We start from the raw sequence: 16,101 nt of genomic DNA, 5'->3' as shown, positions 1-16,101 counted from the left end.
ACCGGTTCCGGCTATGAATGACACCATGCTGCATTGGAAGCGAAATCTGTATATTGTTTGGCTCGGTTTATTTTTTAACCATATGGCATTTACGCTTTCGGTTCCGTTTTTCCCTTTGTTTCTGAACAATGATTTAGGGATTGAGAACGGATTGGAAGCATGGTCCGGCATTTCCATTTCTATCAGCTTTCTCATAAGCGGACTTTGCGCTCCTTTTTGGGGTTCTCTGTCCGACAAATACGGCAGCAAGCTGATGCTGATCCGCTCAGGCGCGGGACTTGCCGCGGCGCATTTTCTCAATTATTTTGTACAAGACCCGTTCACTTTTATGGCTGTTCGGATTTTTCAAGGATTTATGGCAGGCTTCAGCCCGGCTGCCATCACGCTGGTTGGCGCCAATACGCCGGAGAAACATGTCGGATACGCGCTTGGCGTCATTTCAACTTCGACAGCGGCCGGAGGTATTCTGGGTCCGCTTGCCGGCGGCATATTGAGCCAGTGGGTCGGATTGCGCGGGTGTTTCATCGCTTCCGGCATCATTACGCTGATCTCGGCCGCGATCGTATTTGGCGTCAAAGAAGTGCTTGAGCGTAAGCCGGAATCGAATTCAAGCCTATTAAATGACATCAAAAAAGCCGGTTCGAATCCGAGGCTATTGCCGCTATACGGTCTGATTCTGCTCGTGTCGACTTCCGTACTAATTATTGAACCGCTGTTAACGATCTATGTCGTCCAGTTAGGCGGCGCGGTGAAAACGGCGGCGTTAAGCTCAGGCATCGTATTCTCAGCGATCGGAATCGCAACGGTGATTATGGGGCCGCGTTGGGGGAAAATCGGCGGGCGGATCGGCTACGAAAAAACGCTGCTTATCGGTTTGCTGGGCGGCGGCATTGGCAATCTGCTGCAGCTGGTTGCATATAATCTCGCAGTATTTGGCATTTTGCGGTTCAGTTACGGTTTGTTTTTCGCTGCGGTATACCCTGCGCTAAATGCGCTAATTATCAAATACGCAGATCCGAATTTTCGAGGCAGGGCGGTCAGTCTCAGCCAATCAGCGAGTCAATTTGGGATCGTTGTCGGACCGCTGCTCGGCGGCTTCCTTGGCGGATGGACCGGCATTCCGTTCGTTTTTCTCCTGACGGGCATCGTGCTGCTAGGCGCAGCATGGTATGTGAAGGGCAATATTATCGACAAGCCAAATGGCGCAAGAAGAGTCGCGTAACTGCGGCTTTTTTTTATTGGAATAAAGGTGCTTGATAGATGCAATTGGGGCATATTACGACTAGGAGGGGTACGAATGATAAGACACCTATTTCGTTTTATTGTATTGCTTAGTTCGATTTTGTCTTCGACCACGTTCGATGAGCCGAGCTTTACAATTGAAACGATACCTGCCTCCAAAGGGAATTGGACGTATATTCCGGAGGGAAAGGGTGAAATGATAATTCGGATTACGACAACGAATGCCGATAGAGTTAAAGTGTGGCGAGTACCGACAGGGACGCAGCAGTGGTCCGAACGCAAGCTCATTTGCGATCATTCTGGATTAAAAAATAATTGGGCTTGTGTCTGGAGCTACAATGAAAAGGAATCGATTCATGATCATTTTGTTGTAATAGCATACAACAAAGGTTCAGAATTATATCAAAGCATCATCAGTGTCACTCGCAGCCACTCTGTTCATCATCAATGAACGAACATGAAACTGCTGTAGGAAAAGATGGGTTCTTTCAGCTGCGCCTTTCACGTCTCCTTCTCATATATTTGTAGAGAGAGCTTGTCACATAGAAAGGAGCAATACAGCGATGGGGGAAACTGGATTTACTGGCATTACAGGTCCTACAGGACCAACCGGCCCCACAGGCCCAGTAGGGCCAATTGGGGCAACCGGCCTCACTGGTCCGACGGGACCTACAGGTCCAAGAGGACTGACGGGATTAACAGGACCACCAGGGCCGATGGGTCCTATGGGACTAACGGGCCCAATGGGATTAACGGGGCCGGTTGGAACAGGAGTAACGCCGGCATTTGGCGCGATGTACAAAAACACATTGCAGGTCGTGCCGTTTTCCGTAGTGGATTCTATACTCACGTTTGACATTGACGGGCCTGCTGTGGATACGGTAATAGACTCAGCCAATGATACAATAACGATTAATCAAACCGGCATTTATGAACTCTCTTTAAGCATCGAGTTTCAAACGGAGGGGGGAGAGGTTGGAATTGGCTCTATCTTTTTAAATAACAGCCGCGTAGACAGTTCTATAATCGAATTGGCAACTTCAGTAGTCGTCGGGACATCTATCACGCTCATCTTTAATGCATCCAAGACGATTCAGCTTAGTTTGGAGGCAAATGATGTAATCGATGCCCGTGTGAGATGCAACTCTTTGAATCGAACGATAGAGGTATTCAATTCAGCATTTACGATTAACCGGATCGGTTAATCCAATGTTGCAGAAAAACGGCAGCAGAGGGAGTGTTGCTTATGGATGGACTTGGGATTACGGGATACACCGGGCTTACAGGACCGACCGGGCTTGCTGGGCCGGCTGGACCGATTGGGCCGACCGGGCTTACAGGACCGACCGGACCGACAGGGCCAACAGGACTGACAGGATTAACAGGCCCTCCTGGTCCGATAGGAACCGCAGGGCCAACTGGAGAAAGAGGGCCGACAGGTAATGCCGGACCAAGCTTGGTGCTTGTGATTGCATCGTTGTATAATTCGAGTTTTAGCCAGGCTATTGGTAGCGTTGTGACAAAAATTGATTTCACCACGCCAGGGACTGCGATCAACGCCAGTGTAGATCTTGCGAACGATTCGATTACGATTTCGCAGGACGGTGTGTACAAAATATCAATTAGTTATGAAATTGCTGTGGATCGTAATCGCATTGGGGAAAGCATTCTATATATTAACAATTCGCCAGAATTTATTACACAAACCGACACGTCAGTTGTGTCTGCGGATACCGGCTTTTCAACCTTCTTTGTCAGTATTTCAGGAACGTATATTTTGAATCTATCAGCGAACGATGTCCTTGACGTCCGTATGTCCAGCTTGTTCGTAGGTCAAGAAGTCGACGTATCCAACGCCGCGTTTACAGTGCGGAGAATAGGATGATTTTTCAACTCTAACTTTCTAAAGAAAACTGCATAAAGAGACGCGCATCAAACCGTTCCCTCAATCAAAGGGAGCGGTTTTCTTCAATATTCACAATCTTCTATCATTCAATCTTCGCAAACGATAAGCGTTGCATGCGGTTTCACCCAGCTCCTCGAGAATGGTGTAATTGGCCCAAGCGCCAGCCACCGCTCCAATGCCCGGGACCATCTGCAGCATTTTCCGAAAGTCGATCGCATCGCGATATTCCTTCTGAAAGGTTTCCCAGTCGATATGCTTGGAGTACTCGGCATCCGAGCTCCACAGTTCCATCTCAGCATCCCAGCGCTTCATGGTATCTAATAGCTTAGTACGCTTATCATTGCTTGAGAATGCAAGTTGGAATACGTTAAGGATGAAAACACGCTCGGAAAAGCGCTTTGTGTCATACCCGTATTGATGAGCCAGCTCAAACAAAAATTTCATTTTAATCGCGATTAGAGCGGGGAAGTCTACGAGGTTTAGCACAATTCCGCCTGCGCCGGTTCCTGCTCCCTCGGCAGTCGCGATTTTTTGATATAAAGACATCAACCGTTTCGCATCTTGATCGGCAAGCTCGAGCGGAAGCGTCTGTACCGGTCTCAGAGGGGTATACTCTGCACCAAACAATGCAGTTTGCACGATCGATTTGATGGTTGCTGTAATGGCGTCATGCATTTTTTGAGGGATAATGTTATTGATTTTTGTCCCAATCGTCTTGGATGTTCGCTCGATAAATCCGGGCGGCTTAAGTAACCGGCGCTCCCATATGTAAATTTCTTGGATGACAATCTGTTCGTAACTCATGGCCAATCGCTCCTCCAGCACACTTTGTTTCATTGTATCGAAAAGCGCAGCGATCCGGTACCGACTTCGGCAGGTGACAGCACTCGACCATGGTCGAGGATGATCGTTCATTCGGATCATTCTTGGACGAGACCTACCGTTGTCAGCGGATTCGTCCAAATACTGCATTCGTCGTCATAGTTGGCTGTATTTGCTTTTTGAACATGAATGTTCCTTTGTGTTCATAAAGATAGAATGGTGAAATTTTAACGGAAGGAGATTTTGAGACAGATGGTGATTTCCTTAACGGAATCATATATTGATAGTTTGGCTCCTAATGCGGGAGCGATGAAAAACGGCCGGGATTTGGTCAAAAAGAACAGCTTTCCTGTCCTTCGCATAACGGCAGACGGAACCTTGCTGTTTGGCGAATGCAAGGGCAGCGGCAAGGACCCTTATCGCTGTTCGGTCGATTTTATTCAGCCGAATAGTCCATTGTCACGCTGTTCCTGTCCAAGCCGGCAGTTTCCCTGTAAGCACACGCTTGGCTTAATGTACGCATGCGCGATGGGCAAGCCGTTTGAGCAGGCTGAAATGCCTCCCGACATCGCAGAGAAGCGGGATAAATCGGAGAAGCGGGAAGAGAAGAAGAAGGAAGCGGAGGCGGCTGCGGCCAACGGTGCAAGTCCGGCGAAACGGAAGGTTAATAGATCAACGCTTACGAAGAAAATGAAAGCGCAGCTGGATGGCCTTACCCTGCTGGAGAAGCTGGTGCTGCAGACGGTACAGTCCGGACTTGGCAGCCTGAACAAAAAATCTGTTCAGCTGTTTGAAGAACAGGCGAAAGAGCTTGGCAATTATTATATTCCAGGCGTACAGGCGGAATTAAGGCGGCTTATCGGACTGCTGAACGAAGAGGAGAACAAAGAAGAGGTCTATACACAAGCGATTCAGCAATTGATTCGACTTCACTCGCTAGTGAAGAAGGGCAGAAGCTATCTTGAACGGCGCATTGCCGATCCCGATATGCCGATGGAAACGGAAACGGCGTTAGAGGAGCTGCTAGGACATGCTTGGCAGCTGGCGGAGCTGAAAGAGTATGGCCGAACGAAGCCATCGGCGGAGCTTCTGCAGCTATCCTTCTTATCCTATACGGATCAAGCAAAGGGAGAATATGCAGATGCCGGCTGGTGGGCGGATCTACAGGACGGCACCATACATGCGACCCGTCATCTGCGGCCGTTTCGAGCCGCAAAGGCGATCAAGGAAGAGGATACCGTTCATGCGGTCGTTCAAACGGAAGAACTTTTCCAATACCCGGGTGAACTTAATGCTAGAGTGCGCTGGGAAAAAAACAGTTACCGAGACCCAAACAGCCAGGACTACAAGACGGTGAAACAGTTCGCAGCCGCATCATACCCGGATGTCATTAAACAGGTAAAAACCGTCATAAAAAATCCGCTTGCCGACCGCAATCCCGTTGTTCTTATTGCATTTACAGCGCTCGAACGGGCAGGAGACGGCCTCGTATTCCGGGATGCGCAGGGCAAGCCGCTTCCTGTGTCGGCCAATGTTATCGAGACGCCGGTCCGGGCAGAGTCCTTATTTCCGCTATTGCCTGCAGAAGAACTGGAAAATCAAGCTGCACTGGTCATGTTTCAGCATGATGCAGACAGCGGAAGACTTTCCGTCCAGCCGATGAGCATCATTACGGACAGCCGGATTGTCCGGCTGCTGTATTAGAGGGGGGACACCTATGAGCGTAGAGTTATTGCTGGATTTACAGCGGGAGGTTCGCCGTTTGTTTGTCGCCGGCAGCGCTTTGGCTGAAGGCGATTTGCGGCTCTCGAAGCTGCTGCCTTCGTTGCGAAAAGCGGGAGAAGCTGCACCGATTTTCAGCCGACTGGCAGACTCGGCAGAAGGACTCCTAACGGCGCCTCGTACGGATAGCGCCATAAAGCTACTGGAGCTTTCAACGCTTCTTAGCGCGATCCTTCATACGCAAGGCAAAACAGACGTTTCCGGCGAGCAGCAGAAGCTGGACAGCTTGAACTCCGGATTATCAACAGAGGTTACATACCGGAGACTTCATCCGCTGCTGGAAGCGCTGACGACAAAAGGCGCCGGCCGGTTAGAGCAAATCAGGCAGGCTTATGAAGATCGAAGCTTCTTGGATCTCCGGGCGCTGCCCGCCATTTGCCGCGCGCTTGATGACGTATACTCCGAAATTCAGGATTTTGTACAGCATAAACTGCTTCCCGAGTTCGGGCCTGCTGCGGTTCCAGCCGTTCGCGGGCAGCTCGATCTTCAAGGCGGAAAGGGCGCTGCGAGAAGACTGCAGTTTCTTCATAGCTGTCTAGGAGAGAATGCGCTTGAGCTGTTAATTGAAGCAGGATCCTCCGGCTCGCCTGATCTTAAGGCGGCAGCTATTGAACTGCTTGGCGGCTATGACGGACAGGAACCCTTTTTGCTGGAACAGAGCCGCGAGAAAAGAAAAGAAATACGAGAAGCCGCGTATTATGCGCTTTCACGCTTGGCTACTCCGTTATGCGTTGAACGTTTATTTGAGGCAGTCCTATCCAAGGATGCTGAGCTCGTTATCGATCCGATTCGGAAGTGCAAGGAGCTTAACCTGCATAAACGGATCATCGAACATGCGGAACAACAACTGAACTGCTATTTGAATAGCGAGGGCAAGGAGAAGGCGAGTGCGCTGCAGCAGCTGCACAATGACCTCCGCTGTTTAAGAGAGAAAGGAGAGCCGCTTGCTGAAGAAGCCTTCGCCTTGCTCGGCAGGCTGCTGTCGACGGATGAATTTATGGCTTCGGAAACGGAAGCAGTGCAAGAGACAGCAGCAGAGATGCTGCTGGAGCTAAACTCAGAGCCGGCCGACCGTTTCGCCATCGGCCTTCATTCCGCGTACAAAGGCAAGTTCATCGGCTATAGCTTCCGGTCTGCCTTTAAACGCTTGTCGCCTCCTGAGCTGTATGACCGATATGCAGGTGCGCTAAAAGGAAGGAACGGTGCGGCAAAGCGGCTTCAGGCCGCTCTGCGGCAAATCGTCCATGAGCAGCTGGCGGATGCCGATGACAATGACGATTACACCGCTGTTGTGCCCGCTGATGCTTGGGATTCGCGGTGGACGAACGTTTTTGCGGAGCAGGATTTAACCGATCTGGTTTGTTCTTTCACGCAGCAGGATGACCGCAGTATAACGGCATATCTTGTCTCCAAGCTGAAAACCGGCTCTCGGGTGAACGAATATCAAACGCAAAATGTGCTGCTGACCTTATTCCGAATCGGATATAAGGATGCTCCTGAATTGTTTATGGGACTGCTGGAACAGAAATTTTCCCGCTCGTTCTATTACATCGATTGGCGGATGAGAACCGTGTTCGCATCGTTGCCAAAAACATACGCGCCGCGGCTGCGCGCATTTGCAGAAACGGTCAGTAACGAAACGGTAAAAAATGAGCTGCTGGAAATCGTCGAGGCGCTGGAAGCTTTGCCGGACGAACCGGCTGAGGAGGGTGCAAAAGGAGTATGGTCATGGATCAAAAACAAAATGTACTAAGGCTGCCAGCGGAGCAGTTGTATGCGCGTGAGCTGGAAGCGTTAAAAGCAAGCGACAAGGACAATGCCAAGCCTTCCGGCTGGCAGCTGTCTCCGAAAGCCGTGCTTACATTCATTACCGGAGGCAAAGCGGGTAGGATGGATATTACTCCGAAATATATCGGAAATAAGCGGCTGGTTGAAATGGCTATAGCCACTTTGCTGACGGATCGGGCGCTCCTCTTGATTGGCGAACCGGGAACAGCGAAATCGTGGCTTTCCGAAAATTTGACGGCCGCGATACATGGCGATTCATCCAAGGTTGTTCAAGGGACAGCCGGCACTAGCGAAGAGCATGTCCGCTACTCGTGGAACTATGCGCTGCTGCTGGCGCAAGGGCCTTCCGATCAGGCGCTCATTCGCAGCCCGATTCTTCGCGCGATGGAAGGAGGGGGCATTGCGCGCTTTGAAGAAATATCGCGCTGTGCCTCCGAGGTGCAGGATGCGCTTATTTCGATATTGTCCGAGAAGACGATCTCAATTCCGGAGCTGGGACGGGAAGTACCCGCTGAACGGGGCTTCTCGATCATTGCGACGGCCAACACGCGTGACCGCGGCGTTAATGAAATGTCCGCCGCATTGAAGCGCCGGTTTAATATTCTCGTTCTTCCAGCCCCTTCAAGTCTTGAAACGGAAGTGGACATTGTGCGCCGGCGGGTAAGTGAAATCTCAGCCAGATATGAGCTTCAGGCATCACAGCCGGATGACGAAGCCATTGCTAAAGTGGTGACGATCTTCCGCGAGCTGCGCAGCGGCTTGACGCTGGACGGCAAAGAAAAGCTGAAATCGCCTAGCGGCGTCATCTCAACGGCAGAGGCGATCTCGCTGCTTACCGGCAGCATGGCGCTTGCCGGCAGCTTTGGCAGCGGCCAGCTGACCGATGAAGATATTGCGGCAGGACTGCAGGGCGCGATTGTGAAAGACGATACGAAGGACCAGCAGGTGTGGAAGGAGTATCTCGACAATATTATGAAAAAACGGGGGGCGTCATGGCGAAGCCTATACAACGCTTGCAAGGAGATGAACGGTTGACCGATGACCGCAGGCCTCATTATTTCGGCGTCAGGCATTTGTCTCCGGCAGGCTCCTATCATCTGCTGGCGCTGCTTGAGGATATAAAGCCGACGGCGGTATTGATTGAAGGTCCCAGCGATGCCGGCATTCTGGCGGAACAGCTGACAGCACGCGGCGTTGTGCCGCCGATTGCGATGCTTGCCTACACCGACCGGCTTCCTGTACGCACCGTTTTGTACCCGTTTGCCGACTATTCGCCTGAATATCAAGCGCTTCAATGGGCTAGATGGAATGGCAGCCATGCAGAGTTTATCGACTTGCCGACCGAAGTATCGTTGGCGCTGGCGGACTCGAGGTATGACTGGCAGTCTGTCAGCCTGGAAGGCGATACAAAGGAAGCGGAGAAGCCGACAGACTTGTATTCGCGGATTGCCGAACTGTCCGGAGAACCGGATTATGAAGCGTATTGGGAACGCCATTTTGAGCATCATCTGCATTCGGACACGTATCGCAGCAGCATTTACCATTATGCGGCGGAGATGCGGTTATTGACGGAGGATGATGAGCAAAGGCTGACGCCAAGGGCATTTGCGTACAATGAAATTCGCGAAGCTTATATGCGCCGGAAAATAAAAGAGACGATTCATTCAGGCCATGCAGCGGATAAAATCGTCGTCGTAAGCGGCGCCCATCATACTGCGGCGCTTTCGTTACACCTGCCGGTAATGACAGACGCCGAGCTGAAGAAGCTGCCGAGAGTGCCGGCGAAAATGACGCTGATGCCTTATTCCTATTATAAATTGTCGTCCCACTCCGGCTACGGGGCAGGAAATCAAGCGCCAGCGTACTTTACGCTGCTATGGCAGTGCATGAAGCAGGGGGAAATGAGCGAGCTGCCGGCCTTATATTTGTCTTCTGTCGCTGCCTGTATGCGCGAGCAAGGCACATGGCGTTCAACCGCGTCTGTTATTGAGGCCGTTCGGCTGGCGGAGGCGCTGGCATCGATGCATGGAGGCGTACAGCCGACTTGGAAAGACTTGCGGGATGCGGCGACTGTGCTATTCGGCTTCGGGGAGCTTTCAACTGTGGCCGAAGCGCTTGCCCGAGTGGATATCGGCACCGCAATCGGCAGCCTTCCTGAGGGCGTCAGCCAAACGCCCGTTCAAGATGATTTGAATCGTGAACTGAAACGACTAAAGCTTGAAAAATACAAAACGCTTGTCGCGACCGGATTGGAGCTTGATTTGAGGGAAAACCGAAGAGTCAAATCCGAGGAAGCCGCTTTTTTGGACTTAAACCGTTCCGTCTTTTTGCACCGCTTAGAGGCGTTGGGCATTCGTTTTGCGCGCAAGCAGCGCGTCAGCCAGGCGGATGCGACATGGGCGGAGCATTGGGTGCTGCAATGGTCGCCGGAAGCGGAGATCGAAACGGTAGAGTCGACCTTAAAAGGGGAGACCGTTGAGCTTGCGGCCGCTTATGCCATTCATGAGGAGCTGCTCGCATGCGATAATATTACGGATGCAGCCAAGCTGATCCGCAAATCATGCGAGTGCGGGCTGCCGCAGGTGATGGGGCAGGCAACGAGCGCTCTTCAACGTCTCGCTGTAGATGCGGGCAGCTTTGAGCAAATCGCGGAAACGATTCAAGAGCTGTCTGTGCTGCTGCAGTACGGCTCGATCCGAAACATCGATACGGATGAGCTGGTACCGATTATGCAGCAGCTGTTTTTACACGGGACACTAATGCTGCAGAATGCGGCTGGCTGCAACGACGATGCGGCTGCCGCGATGATTACTGCTATTCACATGATGAATACAGCGGCCGAGCAGCACTACGAACAGTTAGATGAGCAGCTGTGGACGGCTAAGCTGAAGGAACTTGCTGAACGCGACGATCGGAACGCCAAGCTTTCGGGCTACGCATTTTCGATTATGCTGGAGAAAAATGAAGCTGGCGAAGACGAATGCGCGCGTGAAGTGTCGCGGCGTCTTTCGCCCGGCATTCCTGCCGATATCGGCGCGGGCTGGTTTGAAGGGATGTCGATGCGCAACCGTTACGCGCTTCTATCGCGGAACTACTTATGGCGGCAGCTTGATGCTTACGTGCATTCGCTTGAGGAAGAGCCGTTCAAACGGTCGCTCGTCTTTTTGCGGCGGGCTTTCGGCGGGTTTGAACCTCGTGAGAAAGCGGCGATTGCCGAGCTGCTTGGCGATTTATGGGGCGCAGGCGCAGAGACAGCAGGCGAAGCGCTGCAGCGGCCGCTAAACGATGAAGAGAAGGAGCGGCTGAATGAGCTTAACGACTTCGATTTTGGAGATTTATAGCCTATGACGACGATCGATCAGGAGCAACTCAGAAGATGGAGGCTTATATTGGGAGCCGCTGCCGAGCAAAACCTGCATGGCGCAGGCGGAATTCAAGGCGGTTTACAATTAAGCGATGCGGATCGGCTGATGGATGAGGCATTGGCTGCGATTTATGATGGAACCGAAGGCGGCGGGGCAGGTGCGGCAAGCAAAAGCAGCCCTAATCTGTCAAAAGGGAAATCGGCTGGGCTGGGCTCCTCTTCGCCAAAGCTGGCTAAATGGCTGGGGGATGTGAGGAGCTTCTTCCCGCCGGATATCGTATCGGTCATTCAATCCGATGCGGTGGAACGAAAAGGGCTTACCCAGCTGTTGTTCGAGCCGGAGCTTCTGTCGCAGGTGAAGCCGGATATCGGCATGGTCGCAACCTTAATGTCGCTGCGTGGACAAATTCCGGAACGGACGAAAGAGACGGCAAGGGTGCTTGTCCGTGAAGTCGTGGACGAAATGATGAAGCGGCTTGAACAGGATCTGACCCGAGCGGTTACCGGCGCCTTGAACCGCAGACAGCATTCGCCATTGCCTTCCATAAGCGGACTGGATTGGGGCACGACCATTCGCAAAAACTTGAAGCATTACGATCGTGACCGCAACCTCATCATTCCGGAGAAGGTATACTTTTTCGATAAAGCCCGCAAAAGCAAGGAATGGACGGTTATTCTCGATATTGATCAGAGCGGCTCGATGGCCAGCTCTGTCATTTATGCCTCGCTTGTCGGCTCGATCTTTGCGAGTATGCCCTCACTAGAAACACGAGTGATTGCGTTCGATACCGAGGTAGTCGATTTGAGCGAGCAGTGCGCCGATGATCCAGTCGATATGCTGTTTGGCATTCAGCTTGGCGGCGGTACGGACATTAATAAATCGCTTATTTACTGTGAGCCGTTCATCACGGAACCGAAGAAATCGATCTTTATTCTCGTCTCCGATCTTTATGAGGGCGGCAATCGGACCGAAATGATCCGTCGGTTAAGAGAGATGCATGAATCGGGCGTCAAAACGATTTGCCTGCTCGCCTTATCCGATGACGGCGTCCCGTCTTATGATGAATCGGTCGCTAAAAAGCTGGCTCATTATGGGATCCCTTGCTTCGGATGTACGCCGGACCGGCTTCCGGAGCTCATCGAAGGTGCGCTCAAAGGGATGGATTTGCTGCAGCTGGCTGAACGGATGGGGCAGAAAGGGAAGGGTTAGTTCGCAATAGTAAAAGGGGCAAAAGATTGCAGCATTGCATCTTTTGCCCCTTTTTGTCGTTGTGAATTAAGCGGCCGGAATGATCCGGCGAAAGCTTCTCCAATTAATCGTATTCGTCAGCAGGAGCAAGCTGAAGTAAAACAGCATCGAAACTACAATGGAAGCGACCGTACTCCAAACCATCGTCCAGCCCTGATCGATCAAATAATTCATCGTCCATCGTCCGCACAGCGCCATCAAGATCATGCTTAAGCCTACTTTTACATAAGGCTCTAACCGGAAATAAAAACCGATTGAGCTAGAGATTGAGAAAAAGTTAAGCAGCATTTGCAGCACCATGCCAAAGCCGATGCCGAACGCCACGCCGACGATGCCGAATTGGCTGCCGAATACGAAAATCGATACCGCCTTAAAGGCAGTCGATAACACAAAATTCCACATGACCGCATTGGTCCGGCCAAGTCCGAAAAGTATGGCGTGAAGCGGAGCATCGAAGTAATGGAAGAAAAACATCGGAGCTAAAATTTGGAGCAGCAAGCCTGCTTCCGGCGCATTGTAAATGATGGATGTCAGCGGCGTTGCCCACTGAAACAAGATAACGGTAGCCGGTGCTCCGATCAGCAGGCCGGCGATCATCGCTTGATTCATTCGCTCATGAATGAGCAGGCTGTTTTTGCTGGCGGCGGCTTCGCTGATGGCCGGGACAAGAGCGGTAGACAAGGAGTTCGTAATGAAGCTTGGCATAAACAGCAGCGGGAATGTATAGCCGGCCAGTAAACCAAATTGCTTGGTCGCCATGGCTGTTCCGATTCCGGCGAGTGCTAAGCTGGTTGTAATCAGAAGCGGCTGGAAGGCGCTGTACAACGAATGAATGACGCCTTGACCGGCATTAGGCAATCCAAGATGCAGCAGCTCGCCTAATGTGCTTCTTCCATGCTTCAAATGGCTTTTCCATGTCTCGCCAGCAGCTCTTCGCTCACCGTAGAGCTTATAGCTGGCAGCTAAGAAAAGCAGACTGATCATTTCGCTAACGACAGAAGCCGCCATCGCTCCAGCGGCTGCATAAGCGACGCCGTATGGGAGGAGCAGATGCACTAGAGCTAGAACGCAAGCGATTTGCACCGTATGCTCAAGCACATCCGAAGCGGCAATTGCCTTCATTTGCTGCATGCCCCGGAAGTAGCCTTTTAGCACCGCGGATATCGCTACGATCGGTGCAATTGGCGTAATAGCCAGCATCGCATAATAGGCCCGCTGATCACTAAGCAGAATGGAGGCAATCCATTCCGAGAACAGCAGCGAAAAGGTTGTGAGCGTAATGCTTAAGACAGATGTGATCGCGAGAGAAACATGCAGAATCCTGCGGATTTTTTCGCGATTGCCTTGTTCATTCGCTTCGGCGACTAGTTTGGAGATTGCAACGGGCAACCCCAATTCGGTAATCGTAATGACGAGCGGAACGAGCGGGTGCGCCATCATCAACAGGCCAATGCCTTCTGCGCCCAGCGCGCGGGCAATGTACATGCCGCTTATAAAACCGAGAATACGGTTAATGAATGCGGCAGCCGACAACACTAACGTGCCTTTCATAAATGAAGATTTCGGGTGGCTCATACCTTCCTCCTGAGAAACACGGAATACTTATGTGTATTCATCGTTTGGAAAAGCATGCGAACAAGCCGGACCGGCAGGTCAGCGCATCGCGCGCCGCGCAGGCTGTAAAATTATTCTTTTCTTCCAAACGTACAGAAAAAGGGCCTTTCGAGCGAACTATTATACAAGTCAAAAGGATGAGGAATAAGGCTTGGAGGAAGCAGCATGGCATCATTCACCCAACGGAGAAAAATAAATAAAGGGCCAGTCTGGAATAAGGCTGTCCTCGTTGTCATTATTAGCGGTATTTTACTTGCGGCGGTTTGTGTCGTTTGTTTCAATTTGCTTGTTGCCAGGCAAGATGTTTCACAGCTCGATGAGCCGCTTCCCGCAGCGACTATTATTTATGATCGTAACAACGAGGAAGCGATTCGCATTTCGCCTAAAAAATCCGAAGCCGTAAGTTACGGCGACTTGCCGGAACATCTGGTCGAGGCCATTGTCGCTGTTGAGGATAAGCGTTTTTTCGAACATAGCGGCACGGATCTGCAAAGTATAAGCCGGGCGCTGCTAACCAATTTGACGAGCGGCAGAACGGTACAAGGAGCAAGCACGATAACACAGCAACTGGCTAAAAATGTTTTTCTAACGCAGGAACGTACCTGGACGAGGAAATGGAAGGAGCTTCTGCTCGCTCAAAAAATCGAAAAAAGCTTCGACAAACAGCAAATTATGACGTTCTATTTGAACCAGATTTATTTTGGAGAGGGAGCATGGGGAATTCAGAAAGCAGCCGAAATCTATTTTGGCGTTCCGGTCGACGAGCTTTCACTCGCGCAATCAGCGCTGCTGTCTGGAATTGTTAAAGCGCCGTCTGCGCTTTCGCCCTACCGGCACCAGGAAGAAGCGAAAGCTCGCAGAAATGTCGTACTGAAGCTGATGCAAGATCAAGGGAAGATTGATCAAGAAGCCTACACGGCAGCTGTTCATGAGCCGCTTCAAATTTTAAGTGCGAAGCCAGCCGTAAGCGACGGGATTAAATATCCTTATTATGTGGATCAGATGATCCGAGAAGCTGGGGAGAAATTTGGACTCACGCAAAATGAAGTACTCCACGGCGGGCTTCAGATCTATACGACTCTTGATCCCGTTATGCAAGAAGCTGCTGAGCGCGTTTATGCGCAGGAAAGCAATTTCCCGGAAAGCAGCTCCGATCAACTCATACAAAGCGGTGCGATTCTGGTTGACCCTCGAGATGGAGGAATACGAGCGTTAATTGGGGGCAGGGGTGAACAGCCTTTTCGTTCGTTTAACCGTGCCGTTCAGCTCAAGCGTCAACCCGGATCGACAATGAAGCCCATTTCGGTATACACCCCGGCATTAGAGCGCGGATACACGCCGGAGGATACGATTGTCGATGAACCGGTTAACTTTAACGGCTACCAGCCTCGAAATGCCGGCGGAAGCTATCACGGCGAGGTCTCGATTTATGAATCCGTCATCCATTCTTATAATGTACCTGCTGTTAAGCTGTTAAATGAGATCGGCATCGATACCGGCATGGAAGCGGCTAATCGCTTCGGCATCGAGCTTACGGATTCCGATCGCACGCTGGGGCTGGCTCTGGGCGGCCTGCACGAAGGCGTTTCACCGCTTGCTATGGCTGAAGCGTTTGGCGTTTTCGCCAATGACGGCATTCGAATGGAAGCTCACGCCATTACTCGGATTGAAACCGCTGAAGGGGAGCTGTTAGGGGAGACTGCCCCTCTAGAATCGATTAAAGTAACCGAGCCTGCTGTTGCGAGAACGATGACTTCGATGCTTGAAGGCGTCGTCTCGGAAGGAACGGGCGATTTAGCAGCTATTGCCGGACGGGAAGTAGCCGGTAAAACAGGCACGACCGAGATGCCGGGAACCGGCGGACAAGGGATGAAGGACAATTGGTTTGTCGGGTACACGCCTCAGCTTGTCGGTGCGGTGTGGCTTGGTTATGACCATACGGATGCCAGCCATTATTTGACGACGACCTCTAAAGCCGCTGCTGCTGTATTTCAGAAGCTGATGAGCGAGGCGCTTAAAGAGGAACCGGTTATGGCCTTTCCTAGAGCGCCTGGCGCGGGAAAACAAAAAGATAAAGCAGAAAAAGAAAAGAAGGAAAACAAAAACAAGAACAAAAACGCTGAAAAGGATAAGTCCGCAAAAGAAGAAAAGAAAAACAACAAGCTGAACAAGAAAGATAAAGATGAAGATGAAGATGATGATGATGACAAGAAGAAGGGAAAAGGGAAAGAGAGCATAAGAGATGAGGAAAATAAGGAGGATGATTGATAGATTTACAAAAACAAAACGCTGATTTTATCTAAAACCATACGTCCTTTTATATACTAAATTTGC

12 protein-coding genes are annotated in these 16,101 nt (G+C 51.2%); 10 read left to right on the top strand and 2 right to left on the bottom strand.

Annotation, left to right across the window (positions count from 1 at the left end; translation table 11 throughout):
- Positions 1 to 13 precede the first annotated feature (13 nt).
- The 4 genes from GOM71_RS19630 (at position 14) to GOM71_RS24160 (ending at position 3,127) form a co-directional block, all read left to right on the top strand.
- The gene (locus GOM71_RS19630) at positions 14 to 1,222 is read left to right on the top strand and encodes an MFS transporter (protein WP_253944936.1); all 1,209 of its coding nucleotides are present in this window, start codon (positions 14 to 16) and stop codon (positions 1,220 to 1,222) included.
- A gap of 75 nt (positions 1,223 to 1,297) precedes the next feature.
- The gene (locus tag GOM71_RS19625; protein ID WP_156284133.1) at positions 1,298 to 1,693 is read left to right on the top strand and encodes a hypothetical protein; all 396 of its coding nucleotides are present in this window, start codon (positions 1,298 to 1,300) and stop codon (positions 1,691 to 1,693) included.
- A gap of 265 nt (positions 1,694 to 1,958) precedes the next feature.
- A complete protein-coding gene (locus tag GOM71_RS19620) occupies positions 1,959 to 2,447 on the top strand; it encodes a hypothetical protein (protein ID WP_216651786.1) in 489 nt (162 codons plus the stop codon).
- Between the two features lie 311 nt (positions 2,448 to 2,758).
- The gene (locus GOM71_RS24160) at positions 2,759 to 3,127 is read left to right on the top strand and encodes a hypothetical protein (protein WP_216651785.1); all 369 of its coding nucleotides are present in this window, start codon (positions 2,759 to 2,761) and stop codon (positions 3,125 to 3,127) included.
- Between the two features lie 90 nt (positions 3,128 to 3,217).
- Here GOM71_RS24160 and GOM71_RS19610 read toward each other — a convergent pair whose 3' ends face one another.
- Positions 3,218 to 3,952, bottom strand: coding sequence for an EcsC family protein (locus tag GOM71_RS19610; RefSeq protein WP_156284128.1), 735 nt, complete (start codon positions 3,950 to 3,952; stop codon positions 3,218 to 3,220).
- 270 nt (positions 3,953 to 4,222) lie between these two features.
- On the opposite strand from GOM71_RS19610, the gene GOM71_RS19605 reads away from it, so the two are divergent.
- From GOM71_RS19605 to GOM71_RS19585, 5 genes are read left to right on the top strand one after another with little or no spacing between them, the layout of a single operon-like run.
- Entirely contained in the window at positions 4,223 to 5,674 is a 1,452-nt protein-coding gene (locus GOM71_RS19605; protein ID WP_156284126.1) for an SWIM zinc finger family protein, read from the top strand.
- Positions 5,675 to 5,687: 13 nt separating this feature from the next.
- The gene (locus tag GOM71_RS19600) at positions 5,688 to 7,505 is read left to right on the top strand and encodes a HEAT repeat domain-containing protein (protein WP_156284125.1); all 1,818 of its coding nucleotides are present in this window, start codon (positions 5,688 to 5,690) and stop codon (positions 7,503 to 7,505) included.
- The gene (locus tag GOM71_RS19595; protein WP_156284124.1) at positions 7,481 to 8,575 is read left to right on the top strand and encodes an ATP-binding protein; all 1,095 of its coding nucleotides are present in this window, start codon (positions 7,481 to 7,483) and stop codon (positions 8,573 to 8,575) included. The genes GOM71_RS19600 and GOM71_RS19595 overlap by 25 nt, the downstream gene beginning before the upstream one ends.
- The gene (locus tag GOM71_RS19590; protein WP_156284123.1) at positions 8,533 to 10,881 is read left to right on the top strand and encodes a DUF5682 family protein; all 2,349 of its coding nucleotides are present in this window, start codon (positions 8,533 to 8,535) and stop codon (positions 10,879 to 10,881) included. The genes GOM71_RS19595 and GOM71_RS19590 overlap by 43 nt, the downstream gene beginning before the upstream one ends.
- Before the next feature lie 3 nt (positions 10,882 to 10,884).
- Complete coding sequence (locus tag GOM71_RS19585; protein WP_156284121.1) at positions 10,885 to 12,114, top strand: VWA domain-containing protein; 1,230 nt, start codon at positions 10,885 to 10,887, stop codon at positions 12,112 to 12,114.
- Between the two features lie 66 nt (positions 12,115 to 12,180).
- On the opposite strand, the gene spoVB is transcribed toward GOM71_RS19585, so the two are convergent.
- Positions 12,181 to 13,728, bottom strand: coding sequence for a stage V sporulation protein B (gene spoVB, locus GOM71_RS19580; RefSeq protein WP_156284119.1), 1,548 nt, complete (start codon positions 13,726 to 13,728; stop codon positions 12,181 to 12,183).
- A gap of 204 nt (positions 13,729 to 13,932) precedes the next feature.
- Between spoVB and GOM71_RS19575 the strand changes: the two genes are divergently transcribed.
- Complete coding sequence (locus GOM71_RS19575; protein ID WP_156284117.1) at positions 13,933 to 16,035, top strand: transglycosylase domain-containing protein; 2,103 nt, start codon at positions 13,933 to 13,935, stop codon at positions 16,033 to 16,035.
- Positions 16,036 to 16,101 lie beyond the last annotated feature (66 nt).

Source organism: Paenibacillus sp. NEAU-GSW1 (genome assembly GCF_009737085.1).
Taxonomy (GTDB): domain Bacteria; phylum Bacillota; class Bacilli; order Paenibacillales; family Paenibacillaceae; genus Pristimantibacillus.
The sequence above is the reverse complement of the archived record's forward strand: the minus strand, read 5'-3'. Positions and strand labels throughout refer to the sequence as shown.